This window comes from Phenylobacterium sp., assembly GCF_036264965.1.
Taxonomy (GTDB): domain Bacteria; phylum Pseudomonadota; class Alphaproteobacteria; order Caulobacterales; family Caulobacteraceae; genus Phenylobacterium.
Window position 1 is genome coordinate 1 of record NZ_DATAPY010000109.1, and the last position, 23,192, is coordinate 23,192.

The 23,192-nt window shown below is 68.7% G+C and carries 15 protein-coding genes; 11 read left to right on the plus strand and 4 right to left on the minus strand.

Annotated elements, in window-relative coordinates:
- Nucleotides 1-1,406: type I glutamate--ammonia ligase (gene glnA / locus VHS75_RS13905; RefSeq protein ID WP_329639213.1), on the plus strand; the 1,406-nt coding region annotated here is incomplete at its 5' end.
- Nucleotides 1,407-1,466: 60 nt separating this feature from the next.
- Here glnA and VHS75_RS13910 read toward each other — a convergent pair.
- The gene (locus tag VHS75_RS13910; RefSeq protein ID WP_329639214.1) at nt 1,467-1,811 is read right to left on the minus strand and encodes a Kazal-type serine protease inhibitor domain-containing protein; all 345 of its coding nucleotides are present in this window, start codon (nt 1,809-1,811) and stop codon (nt 1,467-1,469) included.
- 146 nt (nt 1,812-1,957) lie between these two features.
- Here VHS75_RS13910 and VHS75_RS13915 point away from each other — a divergent pair, with 146 nt between their 5' ends.
- Entirely contained in the window at nt 1,958-2,218 is a 261-nt protein-coding gene (locus tag VHS75_RS13915) for a hypothetical protein (RefSeq protein WP_329639215.1), read from the plus strand.
- A 59-nt stretch (nt 2,219-2,277) separates the two neighbouring features.
- Complete coding sequence (locus VHS75_RS13920) at nt 2,278-4,209, plus strand: peptidase M61 (RefSeq protein ID WP_329639216.1); 1,932 nt, start codon at nt 2,278-2,280, stop codon at nt 4,207-4,209.
- Nucleotides 4,210-4,231: 22 nt separating this feature from the next.
- On the opposite strand, the gene VHS75_RS13925 is transcribed toward VHS75_RS13920, so the two are convergent.
- Both VHS75_RS13925 and VHS75_RS13930 read right to left on the minus strand, forming a co-directional pair.
- Nucleotides 4,232-6,082 (minus strand): aspartyl protease family protein, encoded by a 1,851-nt coding sequence (locus VHS75_RS13925; protein WP_329639217.1) that lies wholly within the window; start codon nt 6,080-6,082, stop codon nt 4,232-4,234.
- A gap of 62 nt (nt 6,083-6,144) precedes the next feature.
- Nucleotides 6,145-7,056, minus strand: coding sequence for an alpha/beta hydrolase (locus tag VHS75_RS13930; RefSeq protein ID WP_329639218.1), 912 nt, complete (start codon nt 7,054-7,056; stop codon nt 6,145-6,147).
- Nucleotides 7,057-7,197: 141 nt separating this feature from the next.
- On the opposite strand from VHS75_RS13930, the gene parE reads away from it, so the two are divergent.
- From parE to VHS75_RS13955, 5 genes are all read left to right on the plus strand, one after another.
- A complete protein-coding gene (gene parE / locus VHS75_RS13935) occupies nt 7,198-9,261 on the plus strand; it encodes a DNA topoisomerase IV subunit B (protein ID WP_329639219.1) in 2,064 nt (687 codons plus the stop codon).
- Nucleotides 9,262-9,324: 63 nt separating this feature from the next.
- Nucleotides 9,325-12,657 (plus strand): S41 family peptidase, encoded by a 3,333-nt coding sequence (locus tag VHS75_RS13940; RefSeq protein WP_329639220.1) that lies wholly within the window; start codon nt 9,325-9,327, stop codon nt 12,655-12,657.
- 81 nt (nt 12,658-12,738) lie between these two features.
- Entirely contained in the window at nt 12,739-14,667 is a 1,929-nt protein-coding gene (locus tag VHS75_RS13945; RefSeq protein WP_329639221.1) for a PQQ-binding-like beta-propeller repeat protein, read from the plus strand.
- A 113-nt stretch (nt 14,668-14,780) separates the two neighbouring features.
- Nucleotides 14,781-15,179, plus strand: a complete 399-nt coding sequence (locus VHS75_RS13950) for a BlaI/MecI/CopY family transcriptional regulator (protein ID WP_329639222.1) — start codon at nt 14,781-14,783, stop codon at nt 15,177-15,179.
- On the plus strand, nt 15,179-17,020 hold the full coding sequence (locus VHS75_RS13955) for a M56 family metallopeptidase (RefSeq protein WP_329639223.1): 1,842 nt from the start codon (nt 15,179-15,181) through the stop codon (nt 17,018-17,020). The genes VHS75_RS13950 and VHS75_RS13955 overlap by 1 nt, the downstream gene beginning before the upstream one ends.
- 6 nt (nt 17,021-17,026) lie before the next feature.
- Here VHS75_RS13955 and VHS75_RS13960 read toward each other — a convergent pair whose 3' ends face one another.
- On the minus strand, nt 17,027-19,255 hold the full coding sequence (locus tag VHS75_RS13960) for a TonB-dependent receptor domain-containing protein (RefSeq protein WP_329639224.1): 2,229 nt from the start codon (nt 19,253-19,255) through the stop codon (nt 17,027-17,029).
- Between the two features lie 102 nt (nt 19,256-19,357).
- On the opposite strand from VHS75_RS13960, the gene VHS75_RS13965 reads away from it, so the two are divergent.
- From VHS75_RS13965 to VHS75_RS13975, 3 genes are all read left to right on the plus strand, one after another.
- Nucleotides 19,358-19,738: a BlaI/MecI/CopY family transcriptional regulator gene (locus VHS75_RS13965; protein ID WP_329639225.1), complete on the plus strand. Its 381-nt coding sequence runs from the start codon at nt 19,358-19,360 to the stop codon at nt 19,736-19,738.
- Nucleotides 19,731-21,287: a M56 family metallopeptidase gene (locus VHS75_RS13970; RefSeq protein WP_329639226.1), complete on the plus strand. Its 1,557-nt coding sequence runs from the start codon at nt 19,731-19,733 to the stop codon at nt 21,285-21,287. The genes VHS75_RS13965 and VHS75_RS13970 overlap by 8 nt, the downstream gene beginning before the upstream one ends.
- A gap of 189 nt (nt 21,288-21,476) precedes the next feature.
- Complete coding sequence (locus tag VHS75_RS13975) at nt 21,477-23,174, plus strand: DEAD/DEAH box helicase (protein ID WP_329639227.1); 1,698 nt, start codon at nt 21,477-21,479, stop codon at nt 23,172-23,174.
- Nucleotides 23,175-23,192: the final 18 nt, after the last annotated feature.

The following is a 23,192-nucleotide window of genomic DNA, read 5'->3' on the forward strand; positions in this document are numbered from 1 at the left end:
CGACCGCCAAAGACATCCTGGCCCAGATCAAGGAGAAGGACGTCAAATACGTCGACGTGCGCTTCACCGACATCCGCGGAAAGATGCAGCACGTGACCTTCGACATCGACCTGGTCGATGACGACTTCCTGACCGACGGCACCATGTTCGACGGCAGCTCGATCGCCGGCTGGAAAGCCATCAACGAGAGCGACATGAAGCTGCGTCCGGACCTGGACTCCGCGATCATCGACCCGTTCTACCAGCAGACCACGATGGCGATCTTCTGCGACGTGGTGAACCCCGACACTGGGACCCCCTACGAGCGCGACCCGCGCTCCATCGCCAAGGCCGCGCTGAACTTCGTGAAGGCGTCGGGTATCGGCGACACGGTGTTCTTCGGGCCGGAAGCCGAGTTCTTCATCTTCGACGACGTGCGCTGGTCGGTTCAACCGAACAACACCGGCTACTCCTACGACTCCGTCGAGCTGCCGATCAACACGGCCAAGGAGTATGAAGAAGGCAACATGGGCCACCGCCCGGGGCCCAAGGGCGGCTACTTCCCGGTGAATCCGGTCGACTCGGCCCAGGACCTGCGCGGCGAGATGCTGGCGGTGATGGGCGATCTCGGCATGAAGCCGGAAAAGCACCACCACGAGGTGGCGCCGGCTCAGCACGAGCTCGGCCTGAAGTTCGACACCATGGTGGTCATGGCCGACCGGCTGCAGCTCTATAAGTACGTCATCCAGAACGTCGCCCACGCCTACGGCAAGACCGCGACCTTCATGGCCAAGCCGATGTTCGCCGACAACGGCTCGGGGATGCACGTGCACCAGTCGATCTGGGGCGGCGGCAAGCCGCTGTTCGCCGGCGACAAGTACGCGGGCCTCTCCCAGATGTGCCTCTGGTACATCGGCGGGATCATCAAGCACGCCAAGGCGATCAACGCCTTCTCGAACTCGACCACCAACTCCTACAAGCGCCTGGTGCCCGGCTATGAAGCCCCGGTGAAGCTGGCCTATTCGGCCCGCAACCGCTCGGCCTCAATCCGCATCCCGCACACCGACAGCCCGAAGGGCAAGCGCCTGGAAGCCCGCTTCCCGGACCCGATGGGCAACCCCTACCTGACCTTCACCGCCCTGCTGATGGCCGGTCTCGACGGCATCATCAACCAGATCGATCCGGGCGGCCCGGCCGACAAGAACCTCTATGACCTGCCGCCGCGCGAGCAGAAGAAGATCCCCGAGGTCTGCGGCTCGCTGAAGGAGGCCCTCGACAACCTCGACAAGGACCGCGCCTTCCTGAAGGCTGGCGGCGTCATGACAGACGACTTCATCGACAGCTACATCGAGCTGAAGATGGAAGAGGTGATGCGTCTCGCCCTGCACCCGCACCCGGTCGAGTTCGACATGTATTTCAAATGCTAAGGGCCCTCCCCGAAAGCTAAACTTGAAGGGCCGTGGGGCGAACCCGCGGCCCTTTTTTCGTCAGCCCTTCGGGACCTTGCACTTCCCCTTCGTCGCAACGTTCGCCCCAGCGCCGCTCGCCACGCAGGCGTTGCTGTAGGTCTTGCCGTCGCAACCGCAGACCGGCGCGAAAAGCTCCGGGCATATCTTGGGTTTGCGGGTGCACACGCCCTTAGCGTCGGCCACCTTGCACACCCCGGTCTTAGTCTTGCAGTAGTCGCCTTCGGAAGCGCACTTCAGGCCGGCGATCGTGCCGCATGTTCCACCTGTTGGAACCCCGGCGGCCGGGGCAGCCACGGCTGCCATGCCGGCGCTGGCGATGCCCAGGGCCGCAACGAAAGCGATGAGTCCCAATGATCTGGTCATGTCTCCACCCCTCGCGTGATCGTAATGGTTGTGTTTGTAGCGCCAACAACCATCGATGAATAGCGGTGTTCGCCGACCATAGCTCTTAGACGGATCGCACGAGGAGCGGCGCTTACAATCCGTCAGCTCGCACCCACCTTTGAGTCATGACTGCCTGGCTCGGCTATCTCCTGGCCCTCGCGGCTCTGATCGTCCTGGCGCCGCTGATCGGCTGGCTGGGTCACCAGCATGCCCGGTCGATCAAGGGCGGGGTGGCGCTGGCGTCGATCCTGCTGGGCTTCGGGGTCCCGATGGACCCGCCGAGCAAACATCTGATCGAGGCCAAGGAGAGCCGCGTCGCCGGCGACGACGAGAGCGGCGCCCCGCCCGATCCGGACATTGCACGGACGAAATCATCCGACGGTTGAGCTTTGCCTCAAACCGGCCCTAGATCGGGAAATCCTTTCCCGAATTGAGGTCGTCACCGTTGAAGCCAGCCCTGTTCGCCTGCGCCGCCGCCCTCGTGCTCGCCACGGCCGCCCCGACCTTCGCCCAGAGCCCGGGTCCGCAGCCCTACCCCATGCCGCCGAAGACCGAGACGCCGCAGGACACGCCCTATTCGGGGCTGCTGAAGGTGCAGGTGGACGCCACCGACCTCGACCATCACATCTTCCGCGTCCATGAGACGATCCCGGTCAGCAAGGCCGGGCCGATGACCATCCTCTATCCGCAGTGGCTGCCCGGCAATCACGCGGCCAGCGGCCCCTTGAAGAACATTGGCGGCATCGAGTTCCGCGCCGGCGGCAAGCCCGTTCCCTGGATGCGCGATCCGGTCGACGTCTTCGCCTTCCACATCGATGTGCCGGCGGGCGCGACCAGCGTCGACGTCGATTTCGATTTCCTCTCGGCGGTGACCGGCGACGAGGGCCGCATCGTCATGACGCCGGAGATGATGAGCCTGCAGTGGATCAACCTGGCCATGTACCCGGCCGGCCACTTCACGCGGCGTATCCAGATCGAGCCCAGCGTGCGCTTCCCCGAAGGCTGGACGCCCTTCTCGGCCCTGGAGACCAACGGGACCTCCGATGGCGTGACCCACTACAAGTCCGTGGATTTCGACGTGCTGGCTGACTCGCCGATGATCGCGGGCCGTTACGCCAAGCGCATCGACCTTGATCCCGGCGCCACGGTTCCGGTGCATCTCGACGTCATCGCCGACCGCCCCGAATTGCTGGAGGCCACGCCCGACCAGATCGAGAAGCACAGGGCGCTCGTGCAGCAGGCCTACAGGCTCTACGGCTCGCACCACTACAACCACTACGATTTCCTGTTCTCGCTGTCGGACCGCATGGGCGGCAGCGGCCTGGAGCACCACCGCTCCAGCGAGGACGGCACCATCCCCGACTACTTCACCGGCTGGGCCAAGAGCCCGGCCTCTCGCGACCTGCTGCCGCACGAATACACCCACTCCTGGAACGGCAAGTTCCGCCGCCCGGCGGACCTCTGGACCCCCAACTTCAACGTGCCCATGCGCGGCTCGCTGCTGTGGGTCTACGAGGGCCAAACGCAGTACTGGGGCTTCGTGCTGTCGGGCCGTTCCGGGCTCCTGACCAAGCAGGAGGCGCTGGACGCCCTGGCCGCCACCGCGGCGACCTACGCCAACCGCGTCGGCCGCGATTGGCGCACCGTCGAGGACACCACCAACGATCCGATCATCGCGTCCCGCCGTCCGCAGCCCTGGCTCTCCTTCCAGCGCAGCGAGGACTATTATTCGGAAGGCCAGCTGGTCTGGCTCGACGCCGACACGCTGATCCGCGAGAAGTCCGGCGGGAAGAAGTCCCTCGACGACTTCGCCAAGGCCTTCTTCGGCGTCGAGGACGGCAACTGGTCGGAGGTGGTCTACACCTTCGACGACGTGGTCGCCGCCCTGAACAAGGTCGAGCCCTACGACTGGGCCAAGTTCCTCAACGAGCGGATCAACCAGGTGGCGCCCAAACCGCCGCTCGACGGCCTGGCCCGCGGCGGCTGGAAACTGGTCTACACCGAGACGCCCACTGACTATTTCAAGTCGGCGGAAAGCCGCCGCCATGCCACCGACCTCACCTATTCCCTGGGTCTGGTGCTCGGCCGCGACGCCGACATCACCCAGGTGCAGTGGGACGGCCCGGCCTACAAGGCCGGGCTGACCGTCGGCGCCAAGCTCCTGGCGGTGAACGGCATCGCCTATGACGCCGATCGGCTGAAAGAGGCGATCAGCGAGGGCAGGAAGGGCGGCGGCCCGCTCAGTCTTCTGGTCAAGAGCGGCGACCACTACAAGACCGTGGCGGTCGACTACCACGGCGGCCTCCGCTACCCGCGCCTGGAGCGGATCGAAGGAACGCCGGACCTGCTGAGCGCGATCTACACGCCGAAGAAGTAGCCGGGGTCGACGCGCGCGGCCCTTACAGCGTCGGGGCCGCTCCGTCCGGCGCCAGGCCATAACGCCGAAACTCCGCGGTCATCGTCGGCGTGATGGCCAGCGCGGCCGCCAGATCGGCGTCGCCTTCGGTCTTCTGTCCCTTCTTCTGCTCCGCCAGCCCGCGGCCATAGAGCGCCCGCGGCGCCCGGGGTTGGGCCTTGATCGCCGCCGTGTACTGGACGATCGCCTCGTCCCACTTGCCGAGCCGGAGCAGTACGAGACCCCGGTTGACCATCACCTCCGCGGTGCGGTCGTGACGCAGCGCCTGATCGCAGTCGGCCAACGCGAGGTCCAGCTGCTGTCCCCACGCGGCGCGGGCGAAGCAGCGGGCGTTCTGCGCACGCGGCAGGTCCTCGTCCCTGGGGTGCGCGGCGATCCAGGTGTCCAGTTCACGGATTGCGCTCTCGTACTGGCCGGCCCGCGCATAGGCCATGCCCGCCTGGGCCACCAGGCTGGAGTCGGCCGGCGCCAGCTTGAACGCCGCGTCGAAGTCCGCCTTGGCGCGGGGGACGTCGCGGTTGGCGAGATAGAGTTCGGCGCGCCGCATCAGCGCCTCGGGGTCGTCCGGCTGACGCTTCAGGGCCTCGTCCAGATCCGCCATGGCCAGCACCGGCTGGCGGGCTTCCAGCCGCGCCATGGCCCGCGCGCGGTAGTGGCGCGGATCGTTGGGCTCCATCTCGATAGCGCGGCTGTAATCGGCGATGGCCAGCTGGAATTCATGCCGCGCCGCCTCCGCCGAGGCTCGTCTGGCGAACTCCCCGCCGGTCTTAGGCTCTTCGCCGGCGATCGCGGGCGCGGGCGCTGTCGCGGCTACCACGGCTCCGGGCGTCGCGCCGGGCGTCGCCACAGGCGCCGATCCGGCCTGCGCCTGCTGCTGACCTGCCTGGTCGAGCCGGAACACCGGTCCGCCGTTGTAGGTGAAATAGACCCGCTTCTGGCTGTTGGAGATCAGGATGCGGTGCGACAGGAAGAAGTCCGCGCCCAGGAGCATGTCGCTGGCCGGCAGGTCGATGTCGGCCACCCGCAGCCGGGTGTTCTTGATCTCCTCGTCGCCGATCGCAAAGCTGGCGAAGGGCGCGAGGAAGGTCTCCATGCCACGGCCGTAGATCCCGTAGGTCGTCCCGGAGCCGACGACCGTCTGGGCGCTGATTCCGATGCCGCCGCGCGCCGCGGCGTTTCGGCTCATCACCGAAACATCCGAGCCGGAGTCGAACGTCACCCGGATCGTATGGCCATCCACCTTGGCGTTGGTGATCACCTTGCTGATGATCTTGGTGGGTTCGATGAGTGGCAACCGCGAGACCGCCAAACCCTGCGACCAGTAGGCCAGATTGGTGTCATATCCGCAGCCATCCGCCTTGAAGTAGCGGATCGCGCCGTGAGCGAAGTCGTACTCCACGTCGAACGGACCCATCAGGTTTTCGCCGATGGCGCCGGCGATGCCCGCGCCGCCGATCCGGCCCAACAGCAGGAACTGGGTGTTGCGGAAGCCGACGCCGGCGAAGGTGAAATTGTCGGCCTCCACGGCCCGGATATCGCGCTTCTGGCCGCCCACGCCCTGCACCATCATGCCGAAGGGCGCGGATGAGCGTTTCATGCCGTACTTCGCCACCGTCTCCGGCGAGACCGCGCCAAAGAACGCGCCGGTGTCGATCAAGAATCTGGCGTCCTGGCCGTTGATCTGGGCTGTGATCGTCGGGCGCAGGCCTTCCATGGTCACCGCCACCTCGGCGAACTTCTGGAACTTGCACTCCGCCTGAGCCGCTCCAGCGGTCAGCAGGCCGCCCGCCACGAGGCCCGCAGCAAGCGCCGAAGTCGCGACGGAAGGCTTCATTCTACAACCCTTTGGCGAGATTGCCGGCGCAACACGTGGCAGTTATGGATTGCGGTCAAATTTCACCCACCCAGCTTGCCGTCCATCCACGCCCCGGCCGTGGCGATCGCCCGCCGCGCCGCCCCAAGCTGGCCGCCGAAGGCATGCCAGACGTGGATCATCTCGGGCCAGACCTCCAGGCGCACCTCGACGCGGGCATGGCCGGCGCGTTCGGCCAGCATCAGGCTGTCGCCCAGCAAGGTCTCCTCGGAGCCCACCTGGATCAGCAGGGGCGCGAGGCCCTCGAAATCTCCGAACACCGGCGAAGCCAGCGGATGCCTGGCGTCGGCGCCGCCCAGGTACTCCGCTGCGCTCTCGTTGCCCCGATCGCGGGCGATCATCGGGTCGTCGGCGGCCTTGGTGTCATAGGTGGCGTGGCTCTGGGTGAGGTCGGCCCACGGGCTGATGACGAACAGGCCCGCCGGCTGTGGCAGGCCCTCGTCCTTCAGCTTCAGGGCCACGCCCAGCGTCAGGCCGCCGCCCGCGGAGTCGCCGGCGATGATGGTCCGCTCTGGCCAGACGCCCTGGGCCATCAGGTCGCGATAGGCCTCTACCGCGTCGTCCACCGCGGCCGGGAACGGGTGCTCCGGCGCCAGGCGGTAGTCCAGCGACACCGCGGCCGAGCGCGCGGCGTCGGCCAGGCGCGCCACCAGGGGCCGGTGACTGCGCGGACTGCCGCCCACGTAGGCGCCGCCATGCAGATAGAGGATGCGGCGGCCCTCGATGGCGCTGACCGGCGCGATCCGTTCGGCCTTTACCCCACCGAGCGTCGTGGGCTCGTGCTGACAGCCGGGCGGCAGTGAGCCCATCTCGCCAAAGGCGTCCATCGCAGCACGCCGCTCCGCCCGGCTCGGCAGGGGCTCGCCCGGCGCCGGCCGGCGCGAGGCCAGCAGGGCGCGAACACCGGCGATCTCAGGGTCCTTCCAACTGGACATGCCCTTCCACCCTTTTTTCTTTGGATAGGAGCCCGGCCGTGAGCGACTGTCGAGGGGGATTGCGACCACGCCGCATTGCGTTCGCCTGCTGGGCGATTCATATCGGGCGGGCCCCAGGAATCGTCCCACCCTAGCGACCAGATGTCCCCGCCTTCCAAGTCCTCCGCCCAGCCGCTTCCCGACCTGTTCGACAGCGCGATGAATCCTGCGCCGGCGTCGCCGCTGGTCGAGAGCCATGAGCCGCGTCCGGCGCTTGCCGCGCCAACGGTGACGGGCGGCTATTCGGCCAAGGACATCGAGGTCCTCGAGGGCCTGGAGCCTGTGCGCAAGCGGCCGGGCATGTACATCGGCGGCACCGACGAACGCGCCCTGCACCACCTGTTCGCCGAGGTGCTGGACAACGCCATGGACGAGGCCGTGGCCGGCCACGCCAAACTCATCTCTGTCAGGCTGGACGCCGACGGGACGCTCACCGTCACCGACGACGGCCGCGGCATTCCCGTCGACCCACACCCCAAGCACCCGGGCAAGTCGGCGCTGGAGGTCATCATGACCGTCCTGCACTCCGGCGGGAAATTCTCCGGCAAGGCCTACGAGACCTCCGGCGGCCTGCACGGCGTCGGCGTATCGGTGGTCAACGCGCTCTCGGAGCGGGTCGAAGTCACCGCTTGGAAGGACGGCTTCGAGTGGCGCCAGGCCTTCACCCGCGGCAAGCCGATCGGCGGCATAGAGAAGCTGGGCGCGACCCGCAAGCACGGCACCGCCATCGCCTTCAACCCCGACCCGGTGATCTTCGGCGAGGGTGTGGCGTTCAAGCCGGCGCGCCTCTACCGCATGGCGCGGTCGAAGGCCTATCTTTTCGGCGGCGTCGAGATCCGCTGGTCCTGCGACCCCAGCCGCATCCACGACCAGACGCCCGCGGAGGCGACCTTCCGCTTCCCCAACGGTCTGGCCGATTTCCTGGCCGAGCGGATTAAGGACATCGAGACCGTCACGCCGGAGCCCTTCGCGGGCCGCTATTCCAGGCCGGGCGAGAGCGGCAAGGTCGAGTGGGCCATCGCCTGGACCCCGGCCGGCTTCGGCGAGGCCGACGGCTTCATGCAGTCCTACTGCAACACCGTGCCGACGCCGGAAGGCGGCACCCACGAAGCCGGCCTGCGCGCCGCCCTCACCCGCGGCCTGAAGGCCTATGCGGAGCTGACGGGCGAGAAGCGGGGCGCAATCCTCACCGCCGACGACGTGATCGCCCAGGCCGGCGCCCTGGTCAGCGTGTTCGTCCGCGATCCGGAGTTCCAGGGGCAGACCAAGGAACGCCTCTCTTCCGCCGAGGCCCAGCGGCTGGTGGAAAACGCCCTGCGCGACCCCTTCGACCACTGGCTGACCGCCCAGCCGAAGGTGGCCTCGGCCCTGCTCGAGTTCGTCATCGAGCGTGCCGAGGAGCGGCTGAAACGCCGCAAGGACAAGGAAGTCGCCCGCGCCAGCGCCACGCGGAAACTTCGCCTGCCCGGCAAGCTCGCCGACTGCTCCAACTCGGGCACGGAAGACAGCGAGATCTTCCTGGTCGAGGGCGATAGCGCCGGCGGTTCGGCGAAACAGGCCCGCAACCGCAAGACCCAGGCGATCCTGCCCTTGCGCGGCAAGATCCTCAACGTCGCCTCGGCCACATTAGATAAGCTCGGTCAAAACAAGGAGTTGAGTGATCTTCTTCTGGCGCTTGGCGTCCAGGGCGGGGCGAAGTTCAAGGAAGAGGACCTGCGCTACGAGCGCGTGGTGATCATGACCGACGCCGACGTCGACGGCGCCCACATCGCGAGCCTCTTGATCACCTTCTTCTACCGGACCATGCCCAATATGATCCGCTCGGGCCGGCTCTTCCTGGCCCTGCCACCGCTCTATCGCCTGAGCCACGGGACCAAGATCGTCTACGTCCGCGACGACGCCCACCGCGACGAACTGCTGGCCGGAGAATTCAAAGGCAAGACGCCGGAGATCAGCCGCTTCAAGGGCCTGGGCGAAATGATGCCGGCGCAGCTGAAGGAAACCACCATGGATCCTTCCAAGCGCACCCTGGCCCGCGTCACCCTGCCCCGCGCCGAGGAGCTCGTAGAGGAGCTGGTGGAGAACCTCATGGGCCGCAAACCCGAGAGCCGTTTCCGCTTTATCCAGGAAAACGCCGAGTTCGCCACGGCCGACCTCGACGTCTGAAGCGGCTTACCAAGCGTCAGGACCTCGGCTACCAATTCCCCGCTGAGCGGTGGGGATGTGTGAATGACGATCTGGCGGATGGCGATGGCCGCGGGCGTGCTCGCGGCGGCCCTGGTTGCGGGCGGCGTTCAGGCTCAGCCGCCGGCGCCCAAGCCGGCCCTCGCCACGCCGGCCCTATCGCCCGACGGCTCGGAGATCGCCTTCGCCTCGGGCGGCGACATCTGGACCGTGCCCTCCACCGGCGGCGTCGCGCGCCTGCTGGTCACCGACCCGGCCACCGAGGACCGGCCGATCTATTCGCCGGACGGCAAGCAGCTGGCCTTCACCTCGACCCGCAACGGTGCGGCCAACATCTACATCCTGACCTTGGCCACGGGTCAGATCCGCCGCCTGACCTGGTCGGACTCGGCTGAGCAGCTCGACGCCTGGTCGCGCGACGGCAAGTGGATCTACTTCTCCTCCAACGCCAATGACGTGCGCCGCACGACTGACGTTTTTCGCGTCGCCGCGACCGGCGGCACGCCGCTGGAAGTCAGCCGCGAGCGGTTCCTGTCCGAATTCAACGCCGCGCCCTCGCCCGACGGCCAGACCCTGGCGGTGATGGCCAAGGGCAACTCAGGCGTCCAGTGGTGGCGCAACGGCCACGCCCATATCGACGAGGCGGAGCTGTGGCTGAAGCCGGTGGCCGCCGGCGCGCGCTACCGCCGCCTGCTGGGCCCCGACGCCAAGCACCTGTGGCCCATGTGGAGCCCCGACGGAAAGACCGTCTTCTACATGAGCGACCAGAGCGGTTCGGAGAACCTGTGGCGCCTGCCCGCGGCGGGCGGCGCGCCAATCCAGATCACCCATTTCACAAGCGGCCGCGTGCTGTTCCCCGCCATCGCCCTGGACGGCTCGGCCATCGTCTTCGAACGCGACTTCGGCCTTTGGAAGCTCGACCTGAAGTCCGGCCAGGCGTCGCCGCTCTCAGTCACCCTGCGCGGCGCGCCGGCCTCGGCCGGCGACCGCCACCTGCGCGAGACCGAGTTCCAGCAGATGGCGCTCTCGCCCGACGGCAAGAAGGTCGCCATCGTCTCCCACGGCGAAGTCTTCGCCGCGCCCGCCAAGGACGGTGGCCCGGCGCAGCGGATCACCGACGCCGGCGGCATCCAGAGCGACCTCTATTGGGCCCCTGACAGCCGCCGGCTGGTCTATGTGGCCCAGCGCGGACTCTCCAGCCACCTGATGGCCTACGACTTCGCTGCGCGCCGCGAGCGCGCGCTCACCAAGGGCGAGGCCTATGACGGCTCGCCCTCCTGGTCGCCGGACGGCAAGTCCCTAGCCTATGTCCGGGGCCGCAAGGAGCTGCACATCATCGCCTTCAGCGAGGCCGGAGAGCCGCAGAAGGATGCGGTGATCTACACGGGCCAGATCGCCGGTTTCGGCGGTTCGGCCCTGGCCTGGTCGCCGGACAGCCACTGGCTGGCGTTCGCGATCACCGACGCCAAGTCGTTCCGCAATGTCCACGTGATCCCGGTTGCGGGCGGCGAGCCCAGGGCCGTCAGCTTCCTGGCCAATGGCGACACCGCCTCCTCCATCGCCTGGTCGAAGGACGGCAAATATCTGCTGTTCCCGACCTCGCAGCGTTCGGAGGACACCCACATCGTCCGTGTCGATCTGCTGCCGCACGTGCCGCGCTACCGCGAGGACGAGTTCCGCGAACTCTTCAAGTCACCGGAGAGCCCCGACCGCAAGGCCCCGCCCACGACCCCCGCGTCGACACCGGGCGCCCGGCCCGCCCCGGCCACGGGCCCCACACCGCCGACGCCGCCCGCGCCCACGGCCCAGGACACCGAAACCAAGCCGGCCGACGAAGCCGCCGCCGGCGACAAACCCGCGACACTAGGCGCCAAGCCCAAGATCGAGCCGGTGAAGATCGTCTTCGAGGGCATCCGCGAGCGCGCCACCTTCCTGCCGCTCGGCATGTCGGCGGACTCCCCAGTGATCAGCCCGGACGGCAAGACCCTGGTCTTCCGCTCCGACGTCGACACCCGCCACGCCATCTACAAGTACGACCTGGACGAACTGGCCAAGGAGCCGCCGACGCCGCAGCAGTTGGCCAGCACACGTCGCGCCAAGCGCTTCATCGCTTTCACCCCGGATTCCAAGCGGATCTACTATCTCGAGGGCGGCTTCGTGACCGCCACGCCGCTCGACACGCCGCGTCAGGAGTACGTCAACATCGCCGCCGAGATGGACGTCGCCTTCGACCAGGAGAAGCTGACGACATTCGACCAAGCCTGGAGCCTGCTGGACCGCAGGTTCTTCGACCCGAAATTCCACGGCCAGGACTGGGCCGCGCTGCACGACCGCTTCGAGCCTTATATCGAAGGCGCCCACACGCCCGACGAGATGCGCCGGATCACCAATCTGATGATCGGCGAGCTCAACGCCTCGCACTCCGGCATCAACCCGGCCAACCCTACAGCCCGCCGGGTCGCCGACCTGGGCCTGCGGTTCGACCGCGAGGCCTATGAGGCCGGCAAGGGCCTTGTGGTGCGCGAAATCATCAACCTGGGCCCCGCCTCCATCGAGGGCTCGATCAAGCCGGGCGATGTGCTGGTCGCCGTGGAGGGTCACGCCATCGGCCCCAGCGTCGATCTCGACCAGCTGATGCTCGACCGGGCGGAGAAACGCACCGTGCTGACCGTGCGCACGGGAAACGCGACGCGCCAGGCCGTGGTGCGTCCGGTGTCCTCCGCCGTCGCCTCGGGCCTGCTCTACCGCCACTGGATCGGGCAGCAGCGCGCCTATGTGGACCGCCTCAGCAATGGCCGCCTGGGCTACGTCCACATCGCCGACATGTCCTCTGACGCCCTGGACCAGCTCTATCTGGACCTGGACGCCCAGAACCAGGGCAAGGAAGGCGTGGTCGTCGATGTGCGCAACAACAACGGCGGCTTCGTGAACGGCTATGTCCTCGACGTCTTCACCCGCAGGAACTACCTGACGATGACCGGGCGCGGCGAAGCCGGCGTGCCGAGCCGCCAGGCCCTGGGGCAACGCGCGCTGGGGCTGCCGACGGTGCTGTTGACCAACGAGTCGTCGCTCTCCGACGCCGAGGACTTCACCGAGGGCTACCGCGCCCTGAAGCTGGGCAAGGTGGTGGGCGTGCCAACCGCCGGCTGGATCATCTTCACCAGCGACGTCCCGCTCGTGGATGGCGCCTCGGTCGTGCGCGTGCCGTTCTCCCGCATCCAGGGTGCGGCGGGCGACGACATGGAGCTGCATCCGCGGCCGGTGGACGTGACGGTGGAGCGACCGCTCGGCGAAAGCCTCACTGGCAAGGACGCCCAGCTGGAGGCCGCCGTCGCCGAACTGCTGAAGGGGCTGGGGCCGAAGCCGGCCGCCCACTGAGGCTTCGCTTGCCCCGCGTGAAATCCGCCCGCAATCTCACGGGCAAAGATTTCAAAGAAAAGCATTTCGGGGGAAGCGATTATGAGACCACCCATTTGGATGGCGGCGTTAGCCGCCCTGGCCTTGCCTGTGGCGGCGCCCCTGGCGGCTCACGCCCAGGACGCCGGCGAAGGCGTCTTCAACACCCGCTGCAAGGCCTGCCACGACCCCAATATCGACCGGGCGCCCAGCAAGGCGACCCTGGCGACGTATCCCGCGGCCCAGATCGTCGACGCCCTGACCAATGGCGTCATGAAGCCCATGGCCGCCGGTCTCTCGGACGTGGACAAGCAGGCGGTCGCCGCCTACCTGACCGGCGCCAGGCCCGCCCAGACCGCCGCGGCCGCGCCGGCCGGCCGTGCGGCGCCCGCGGCGGTCGGCATCGACGTGAAGTGCGCGGTCAATCCTCCGATCCACGCCACCGGCGGCGACTGGACCAGTGTCGGCTTCGACCCGACCTCGCACCGCTACCAACCCAAGCCGGGCCTCACCAAAGCCGACGTGCCGAAGCTGAAGGTGAAATGGTCCTTCGCCATGCCCGGCGGCATGCCCACGGTGATCGGTGACTGGCTGTTCGTCACCAACCGTTCGGGCAAGTTCTACGCCCTCGACGCCGCCACCGGCTGCGTGCGCTGGGTGGTCGAGGGCGCGGTCTCACGCACCACGCCGATGGTGGTGAAGTCCGACATTTCGCCCAGCGGTTGGCTGACCGTGATCGGCGAGCGCAACAAGACGGCGCGGGCCTTCGACGCCCAGACCGGCAAGGAGATCTGGCGCTCGGCCCCGCTGGAAGCCAACCCGGTGGCGGGGATCACCGGCGCGCCGGTGATCTCCGGCGATCAGGTCTTCGTGCCGCTCACCTCGGGTGAGGAAGGCGCCGCGCGTCAGCCCACCTATGCCTGCTGCAGTTTCCGCGGCTCGGTCGTCGCCCTCGATCTCAAGACCGGCAAGACCCAATGGCAAACCTATGTGATCGACCAGCCGCCACACCCGACTCATAAGAACTCCGCCGGGACCCAGATGCTGGGTCCCGCCGGCGGGGCGATCTGGTCGGCGCCCAGCGTCGACGCCAAGCGCGGCCTGGTCTACGTCGCCACCGGCGACAGCTACACCGAGGTCGACACCAAGGGCGCCGACGCGATCTTCGCCATGGATATGAAGACCGGCAAGGTTCGCTGGTCGAACCAGGTGACCGAGGCCGACAACTTCATCGTCGGCTGCAACGCGGCAACCAAGCCGGCCAACTGCCCGAGCCCCGATGGGCCCGACTACGACTTCGGCGCCTCGCCGATCCTGTTCCACCTCGCCTCTGGAAAGGACGTGGTGCTGTCCGGCCAGAAGTCCGGCGTCGCCTTCGGCATGGACCCCGACACCGGCAAGACGCTCTGGAGCCAGCGCGTGGGCTCCGGCTCCTCACTCGGCGGCATCGAGTGGGGCATGGCGGCGGACACGAGCCGCCTCTACGTCGCCAACGCCGACACCGTGAACCTCCTGGAAGAGAACCTGAAGAAGCTCGGCCGGTCAGCGGTGGCGACAGTGCTCGGGCCGCCGAAGCCCGGCCTCACGGCGATCGATCCCGCCACCGGAAAGGTGCTCTGGAACGTCCCCGCCCCAGTCGCGGACTGTCATTACGCCGGCGACCGGTCCCGTGATCGTGGCGGCGGCGCCTGTGTGCGGGCCCAGTCCCAGGCGCCCTCGGTGATGCCGGGCGTGGTGTTCTCCGGGACCATGGACGGCTGGCTGCGCGCCTACGACGCAGCCACCGGCAAGGTCCTGTGGGCCGACTCGACGACCGACCGCACCTACGACACCGTCAACCAGGTGAAGGGCCAGCCTGGCGGCAGCCTGGACGGCCTGGGCGCCGCCATCGCCGGCGGCCGGGTCTTCGTGATGAGCGGCTTCAACGGCGCGGCCAACACCGGCGGCAATGGCACGAACGTGCTGCTGGCCTATTCGGTCGATGGCAAATAGCCAGGCTTTCGGGCGCCGGTCCCGGCGGGACCGGCGTCAATTCCTACTAAAAGTTTAGTTGACGATTCCGCCTCACCGGGGCGATGACTCCGAAAGTCTTAGGAGTCCCAGCCATGGCGGCCTCGCCCCGCGCCAAATCGACCGGCGTGCTGACGCCCCTGGAGCTGCAGATCATGCAGGTCCTGTGGGACGCCGGCCCTAGCACGGTCTCCGCCGTGCAGGAGAAGCTGGGCTCGGACCTGGCCTACACCACCGTCCAGACCATGCTGAACGTGCTGCTGCGCAAGAAGAAGGTGCGCCGCGCCGCCGTCGGCCGCGCCTTCGCCTACCAGGCCGCGGTCAGCCGCGAACGCGCCGTCGGCACGGCGCTGAAGGACCTGGTCTCGCGGATGTTCGGCGGCTCCGGCGAGGCCTTGTTGATGGCCTTGATCGACGCCGAGCAGATCACCCCGGAAGAGATCGCGCGGGCCTCGAAGTTGGTGGCCCGCGACGACAAGACGGAGGACAAGTGATGCGCGACCTGCTCGTCGCCTACCTGCTGAACGCCGCCTGGCAGATCCCCCTGGCCGCGATCGGCGCGCCGCTGGTCTGCCGCTTCGCCGGCCTGACGCCCAAAGCCCGCAATCGCGTCTGGCTGGGCTTCCTGCTGGCCGCCACCCTGCTGCCGGCTTTCGTCTTCAAGGCCCCGGCGCCGCCCGCCGTCGCCGTGCAAGCCGCGTCCGACCCGGCGCGCTTCGCCCTGGTCGAGACCGCGCCGTCGCCCAGCCTGCTTTCCGAAGAGTGGCAGGCGCTCCAGGGCATGATCGCCGGCCTCACCGCCCACGCCGCCCCGTTCCTGATGGCCCTCTTCGCCCTGGCGGCTCTGATCGTCGGCGTGCGCCTGATGATCGCCGGCCTCGCCGCACGTCGTCTGCTGCAACGTTCGCGGCCAGCCACCCTGGCCGATGAGATCACGGCCGCGCTCGACGTGTTCGCCGCGTCGCACGGCCGCCGCGCGCCGCCGGTCCGCTGCTCCCCGGATATCCGCACCCCGGCCGTGGTCGGCGCGCTGAGACCCGTGATCCTGATCCCCGAGCGCCTGGCGGTCGGCCGCGAGGCGCTGCGCGCGGCCCTGCTGCACGAAGCCGCCCACGTGGTGCGCCGTGACTACGCCATCAACCTGGCCTGCGAGGTCCTCACCCTGCCGGTCAGCTGGCACCCGGCGCTGATCGCCCTCAAAGGCGGCGTGCGCCGCAGCCGCGAGCTCGCCTGCGACGCCATGGCCGCCTCTGCGATGACCTCCGACCAGGCCTACGCCAAATGCCTGCTCGCCCTCGCCCGCGCCCTCGGCGCCAACCCGCCTGTCCGTGACGCCGCCCTGCTGGTCGGCCTCTTTGGCCGCACCGACCTGGAAGACCGCGTCATGCATCTGATGAACCCCGCCCGCGCCGTGCGCGGCCCGCTCCATGCCGCGCGCCTCTGCGGCGCCGGCGTCCTCGCTACCGGCCTGCTGACCACGGCCCTCGTGCTGCACGTCTCGCCCGCCGCCGCCCAGCAGCCGGTGGTCAGCCGCACCGCCCTGCCCGCATCCGCCGCCGCGATCCCGGCCGCCGCCGTCGAAGCCGAGCCCGCGGAACCCGCGGCTCCGGCGGAACCCGCCAAGCCTTCGCCGAACCACCACCGCTCGGTGACCATTTCGCACCGCGGCGTGATCCTCAACGACGACGGCGGCTACGAGCGCCGCTGGACCTCCGCCAACGGCCGCGAGATCACCATCTTCACCAGGAGCGACAAGGACCTGACGCCGGACCAGAAGGCCCGCCTGGAAGCCTCCGTCGCCGAGGCCGAGAAGGAAGGCGAAGCGGCCCGCGCCCTGGTCGAAAGCCCCGAGTTCAAGGCCAAGATCGCCAAGGCGAAGGAGGCGGGAGAGGCCGCCCGCAAGTACACGGAGTCCGCCGAGTTCAAGGCGCAGATCGCCAAGGCCAGGGAAGCCGGCGAAGCGGCTCGGAAGCTGACGGAATCTCCGGAATTCAGGGCGCAGATCGCCGCCGCGCGGGCGGCCGGGGAAGCGGCGCGGGCGTCCGGCGACGCCGCGCGGGCCGCCGGCGAAGCCGCTCGCAAGATGACCGAGAGCCCCGAGTTCAAGGCCCAGATCGCGCAAGCCCGGCTATCCGGCGAGATGGCGCGCAAGATGACGGAATCCCCGGAATTCAAAGCCCGCATGGACGCGGCCCGCCAGGCCGGCGAGGCCGCCCGCCAGCTGACCCAATCGCCGGAGTTCAAGGCCAGCGTCGCCCGCGCCCGGGCCGCCGCCGAACGCCTGCAACACGAAGTCGACGAGCTGGACGAACAACCCTCCCGCGCCACGCCCTGATCACCGTCAGGGTGTCGGGCCGCCGCCGTTCTGGAATTCGAATGCCGGCTCCTTGGGCTTCCCGCCGCCGAACGACCAGCTGAAGCCGACGCGGAACTGGCGAGTGTCGAAGTCCGCCTTGGTCCGCTCGATCAACACCGGCGTGTCGGCGCGGTAGAAGCTGTAGAAGCTGTGGAACACGTCCTGGGCGGTGACCACCAGGAACAGCTTGTCGGTGAGCTTGCGGCGATAGCCGAGGTCGAAGCCCAGCAAGGGCGATTGCGCGCCCTGCGGGGTCAGCTCCTTGCCCTGCACGAAACCGTTGAACTGGACGAGGTCGTTCGGCGTCGCCTGCCAGGAGATGCTGCCGTGCCCCTCTCCGCTGACGAGCGAGCGCCGTGGCGCGAACATCGGTCCCAGGCTGTCGAGCTGGTTCCAGCGCAGGTTGACGCTCAGGTTGTAGCTGATCTTCGAGGTGATCTTGCCGCTAGCCACCTCTTCCACGCCGGCGAAACGGCTTTGCGCGGCATTGTCCCGTTCGTTCAGGAAGACGCCGCCGCCGAGGTCGTGCAGCACCTGGGCGAAGCCGTCGCGGTTCTCGCGATAGTAGAGGGTTGTGACCAGCACCAGCGGTGACTGCCGATACTCGTAGCCCAGCTCGAACGACTGGGTCTGCTGCGGCTTCAGATGTGCGTTACCGGATTGGAAATTCAGCGGGTCGAGTTCCAGGCGGAATGAATTGAACGCACCGGGGTCCGGACGCTGGATGCGGTGGCTATAGCTGGCGGTGAACTGCTGGGTGTCGGCGAGCTTCCAGCTCAGGTGCAGGGTCGGATAGGCCCGCAGGTAATCGATCTGGTTCTCCTGCCCGAGTGTCGCCTGGTCGAGATGGATCTGCATGTCCTCGACCCGCAGGCCCGCCAGCAAGGTCACCGGCCCCACCGGCCGCTCATAGGTCACGTAGGCCGCGGCGACCGTCTGGCGGAATTCAAAGAGATTGGTCAGCGTCGGATCGGGCGCCTCCGTATCCAGCGCGCCGCCCGCGAACCCGCGGTTGCGGTAGCTGTTGTCCACGTGGTCGACGTCGAAGCCGGCCTTGAGCTTCGACATATCCGCCAGCGGCTGGGTCCAGTCGCCCTTCAGTTCGATGTGGTGCTGGTGGTTGTTGATTGCCTGCCGGTCGAATTCCTCCGGTGCGGACGGGACCTGATCGAGGGTGTGGCCCGAGCGGGTGCGCGCGTCGTTGATCTCCTCGAGGCTCAGGCTCGTGGCGAAGTCGCCCTCGCCGGCCAACTTCTGGCGCAGGTTGACGCTCACCCCGCCCAGGGCCCGCTTCTGATGGATATCGAGGTCGCGCTCGAAACGCGCAGCGGGCGCGCCACCAGGGCCGAACTCGCCGATCCGCGAAGGCCCGTTCAGCAGGAAGTCCGTGAAGTTGCCGTGGGTCTCGAAGCCGACGCGGGTCTTAGGCGTCAGGTCGTAGTCGACGCCGAGCCGCGCGTTCACCGACTCCGCCAGGAAGTGCTGGACCTGCTCCTGATCGACGCCGTCGAAGCCGCCGGCCGGATCGGGCGTCAGCCGGTCGTCGGCCTGGTTCAGCTTCTGCTTGTCGCGCCGCACGCTGAGATCGCTGGAGACCGTCAGCTTGTCGGAATTGTAGCCCAGGCTGACCCCGGTGTTGGCGCGTAGCTCGTCGCCCACCGTGCCCCGCACAGAGCCGGTGAAGCCGAGGCCCTTCGAATGCTTGGTGATCAGGTTGATGATCCCGGCCGAACCGTCGCTCTGGAACTCAGCGGAGGGGTTGGTGATCACCTCCACCCGCGCGATGGAATCCGCCGGCAGCGACTGCAGCGCCTGGGCCTTGTTGTCGCCCTGGAACAGGCTGGAGGGCTTGCCGTCGATCAGGATCGTGACATTGCCATCGCCGCGCAGGCTGACGTTGCCCTGCACGTCGACCTGCACCGAGGGCACGTTGCGCAAGGCGTCGGTGATGGCCCCGGACTGAGCCTGCAGGTCCTTGGTCACGTCGTAGCTCTTGCGGTCGATGGAGGTCTGCACCGGGACCGCCGCCTCGCCGGTCACCACCACTTCGCCGACCGTCCGGCCCGCCGCCCCGTCCGCGGGCTTCGGTTTGGCGGGCGGCGTCGCGGACGGTTGAGCCGGCAGGGGCGCAGGCGCCTGCGGTGCGACCTCCTGCGCTGCGGCCAGCGACGGCAGGATGGCGGCGACCGCCACGGAGATGAGGCTCGTGCGCACGATTCATGTCCTCGAATTTACTGGCCGTCCCGGCCCGATGGCCTATGATACAGACGTATTCTAGATGAAAGTACACGTGTATTTTCGATAAGGTGCGGGAAGATGGCGGCGACGCGCATCTCGGGAGCCGAGAGTCAGATCATGGAGGCCCTCTGGGCCAAGGGGCCGCTGACGCCGGACGGAATCGTCGAGGCGGTCGGCGAAGCGCACGGCTGGGCGCCGGGCACGGTGAAAACCCTGATCACCCGTCTGCTGCGCAAGAAGGCCATCGAAGGCCGCCGCGAGGAGGGCGGCTACCTCTATCGCCCCCTGCTCAGCCGCGCGGACTATGTGCAGTCGGAAAGCCAGGGCCTGGTCGACCGCCTGTTCGGCGGCGAGGTCGCCCCGCTGGTCGCCCACTTCGCCGAGCACCGCGCGCTCACCGAGCGCGACATCAAGCTGCTGAAGAGCCTGATCGCGAAGCTCGAAGACGACGATGAGTGAGCTTCTCGGTCCCCTGCTGCGCCTGAACCTCGTGGCCGCCGCGGCGATCGGCATCGTGCTTGTCCTGCGCGTCCCGGTCCGGCGCCTGTTCGGCCCGCGCCTCGCCTATGGCCTCTGGACCCTGGCGCCGCTCGCGGTCGCGGCCATGCTGGCGCCGGCGCGGACGGTGTGGCTACCGGGCCCCACGAGCGCCGCGCCGACCGCTGGCCCGGACGTCCTGCTGATCGCCCACCCGGGATTCGCGCCCACCCTGCGCCTTGCATCCGCGCAGGGCTTGTCGACAGCGCTCGCCGTCATCTGGATCGCCGGCGGCCTGGCGGCCCTCCTGTGGCTGGCCTGGAGCCAGACGCGCTTCGACCGGGCGGTGCGCGCAGGCGCCGCCGGCCCGGCCGTCGTGGGCGTGGTGCGGCCCCGCATCGTTGTCCCGGACGACTTCGCCCAGCACTATTCCCCATCGGAGCAGCGGGTCGTGCTGGCCCACGAATCCACTCACATCCGCCGCCAGGACTCCCGGATCAACGCGCTCATGGCCCTCGCCCGCTGCGCCAGCTGGTTCAATCCGGCGGTTCATTTGATGGCCCACTACCTGCGGATCGACCAGGAGTTCGCGTGCGACGCCCAGGTGATGGCGCGGCATCCCCGGGCGCGGCGGACCTATGGCCAGGCGATGCTGAAGACCCAGCTCTCCCACCGGCCGCTGCCACTTGGCTGCTACTGGCCGGCGCAGGCGACCCATCCGCTGGTCGAGCGCGTCCGCCTGCTGTCGCGTCCGCGGCCGGGCGTCATGGGACGGAGCATCGGCCTCGGCCTCGTCGGCCTGATCGTGCTGGGCGGCGCGGCGACGGTCTGGGCCACGCGGCCGGCCCGCGTGGTGCTCGTCGCCGCGCCGCCAGCGACCGCCCGACCCGCCGCCGGTGAAAGCCTCGCACCGCGATCGGCGGTCGCCACCCTCGGCCCGCCAGCCAGGCTGCAGCGGATTTCGACCGAGCCCGAGCCCGAGCCTGAACCCGACCCCGTGGCCGAAGCCGCCGCCGAACCGCCAGCCAACGCCGGCATGACCGAAGCCACCGACGATCCCCAGAAGGCCGGCGCCGGCCGCCGACTGCTACCGCCGGGCTCCTTTGGCCCGCTGCGCCGCATCCGCGGCCTTGCCGACTGGTCTGCGGTCGAGCCGGGCGCGGCGGTCCGCGTCGTGGCGACCATGAAGGATCCGGATGGCGTCCCGCTGACCACCGACCTCACCGCGTTCGGGTCGCAGTCCCGCTACCGTCTGGGCTACATCGCCAACGCGCCAAGCCGCTATCGGCTGTTCACCAGCGTCACCCAACACGGCGAACGCCTGGCGGTCACCGCCGGCCTCAACCGCAGCTTCTCGCCCATGGTCTCCGGGACGATCGAGCTCGCGGCCGGCGAGACCGGGACCATCGCCCTGCCCAATGGCCTGCAGATCACCGTCACGCCCACCATCCGCTCCGAGACGCCCGAAGAAATCGCCGAAGCCCGGGGCCGCGCCCGCGTCGACGTGAGGCTGGCGCCGGGCCAGGCTTAGAGCGCGCAATTCTGCCCGCGAGGTGGCTGCAAAGCGGGCGCTGGCGCCGCTGCTGAACCGCAGAGGCAGCCAACGCGTTGACTTGACGGTCGCGGCCCGTATGTTCCGGCCCGTGCGACGATCTCCGTTCGCGCCGCCGCGGCGCGCCCGTCCATTCGTGGGCGGCCTCCCCGCACCTAACCGTACCGAATGACAGAATTTTCCGAACTTGGACTCTCGCCTGCCACGCTGCAGGCCGTCGCCGACACCGGCTACACCACCGCGACCCCCATCCAGGCCGAGGCCATCCCCTACGCCCTGGCCGGCCAGGACGTCCTGGGCATCGCCCAGACGGGCACGGGCAAGACCGCGGCCTTCACCCTTCCGATGATCGACCGGCTGAAGGCCGGACGTTCCAAGGCCCGCATGCCGCGCGCCCTGGTCATCGCGCCCACCCGCGAACTGGCCGACCAGGTCGCCATGTCCTTCGAGAAGTACGCCAAGGGGCAGAAGCTCAGCTGGGCGCTGCTGATCGGCGGGGTCTCGTTCTCCGACCAGGAATTGAAGCTCGACCGCGGCGTCGACGTGCTGATCGCCACGCCCGGCCGCCTGCTCGACCACTTCGAGCGCGGCAAGCTCTTGATGACCGGCGTGCAGATCATGGTGGTCGACGAGGCCGACCGCATGCTCGACATGGGCTTCATCCCGGACCTTGAGCGCATCTTCAAGCTGACGCCGGTGAAGAAGCAGACCCTGTTCTTCTCGGCGACCATGCCGCCGGAGATCACCCGCCTCACCAAGCAGTTCCTCAAGGATCCGATCCGGATCGAGGCCTCCCGGCCCGCCACCACTGCCGAGACCATCACCCAGTATCTGGTCCGCATCCCGACCCAGGATCACAAGGCCAAGCGCACGGCGCTGCGCATGCTGATCGACCGCGACGACGTGAAGAACGGCATCGTCTTCTGCAACCGCAAATCCGAAGTCGATATCGTCGCCAAGTCCCTGAAAACCCACGGCCTCGACGCCGCACCGATCCATGGTGACCTCGACCAGCAGACCCGCATGCGGACCTTGGCGAGCTTCCGCGACGGCAGTCTGAAGCTCCTGGTGGCCTCCGACGTGGCGGCCCGCGGCCTCGACATCCCCGATGTCAGCCATGTCTTCAACTACGACGTGCCGATCCACGCCGACGACTACGTCCACCGGATCGGCCGGACCGGCCGCGCCGGCAAGTCGGGCCAAGCCTTCATGCTGGCGACGCCGGGCGACGCGAAAAACCTCGACAAGGTCCTGAAGCTGATCGGCAAGCCGCCGGAAGAAATCGCCCTCGACATTGACTGGGCCAGCATCAAGGACGAACCCCGCAACAGCCGCGGCGGCGACCGCGGACGTGGTGGGCCCGGCGGCCGAGGCGGCGCCTCGTCCTCCAGCCGTGAACGCGACCGTGACCGCCGGCCGCGTCCCGTGCCGGTGCATGGCGAGGTCGCGGCCATGGCGCCCTTCGATCCCTCCACCGCCCCGCAACCCGCCGCCGGCGAAGCCGCGCCGCGCCCGGAACGCAGCGCGCGGTCCCCCGAACGCACGGGCCGCACCCGTGGCCGCCGCAGCGGCGGCGAACCGCGCCCCGAGCCGGAGGCCGCACCGACGCCGGCGCCGGCCGCCGCTGTCGAAGCCCGCGAACCCGAACGCGCGCCTCGCGAGCGCGGCGACCGCGACCGGCCGGCCCGGGCTCAGCCGGACCGGCCGCAGCAGCAGCAGCAGCACGACCGGCAACCGGACCGTGGGCAGGACCGCAACGAGCGCGGCCGCCGCGACCGGGACGACGGCGACGACGGCGTGGTGGGCTTCGGCCGCGACGTGCCGGCGTTCCTGTCGCGTCCGCCCCCGCCGCGCAGCGAAGACTAGGTTTAAATTCCTGGTGAA

What these genes read in the sequence shown, in the direction of transcription:
- VHS75_RS13930 (WP_329639218.1), bottom strand. Translation starts at nt 7,056, where the DNA reads ATGTCCAGTTGGAAGGACCCTGAGATCGCCGGTGTTCGCGCCCTGCTG.
- VHS75_RS13915 (WP_329639215.1), top strand. Translation starts at nt 1,958, where the DNA reads ATGACTGCCTGGCTCGGCTATCTCCTGGCCCTCGCGGCTCTGATCGTC.
- VHS75_RS13925 (WP_329639217.1), bottom strand. Translation starts at nt 6,082, where the DNA reads ATGAAGCCTTCCGTCGCGACTTCGGCGCTTGCTGCGGGCCTCGTGGCG.
- VHS75_RS13910 (WP_329639214.1), bottom strand. Translation starts at nt 1,811, where the DNA reads ATGACCAGATCATTGGGACTCATCGCTTTCGTTGCGGCCCTGGGCATC.
- VHS75_RS13945 (WP_329639221.1), top strand. Translation starts at nt 12,739, where the DNA reads ATGAGACCACCCATTTGGATGGCGGCGTTAGCCGCCCTGGCCTTGCCT.
- VHS75_RS13955 (WP_329639223.1), top strand. Translation starts at nt 15,179, where the DNA reads ATGCGCGACCTGCTCGTCGCCTACCTGCTGAACGCCGCCTGGCAGATC.
- VHS75_RS13950 (WP_329639222.1), top strand. Translation starts at nt 14,781, where the DNA reads ATGGCGGCCTCGCCCCGCGCCAAATCGACCGGCGTGCTGACGCCCCTG.
- VHS75_RS13940 (WP_329639220.1), top strand. Translation starts at nt 9,325, where the DNA reads ATGACGATCTGGCGGATGGCGATGGCCGCGGGCGTGCTCGCGGCGGCC.
- VHS75_RS13965 (WP_329639225.1), top strand. Translation starts at nt 19,358, where the DNA reads ATGGCGGCGACGCGCATCTCGGGAGCCGAGAGTCAGATCATGGAGGCC.
- parE (WP_329639219.1), top strand. Translation starts at nt 7,198, where the DNA reads ATGTCCCCGCCTTCCAAGTCCTCCGCCCAGCCGCTTCCCGACCTGTTC.
- VHS75_RS13975 (WP_329639227.1), top strand. Translation starts at nt 21,477, where the DNA reads ATGACAGAATTTTCCGAACTTGGACTCTCGCCTGCCACGCTGCAGGCC.
- VHS75_RS13970 (WP_329639226.1), top strand. Translation starts at nt 19,731, where the DNA reads ATGAGTGAGCTTCTCGGTCCCCTGCTGCGCCTGAACCTCGTGGCCGCC.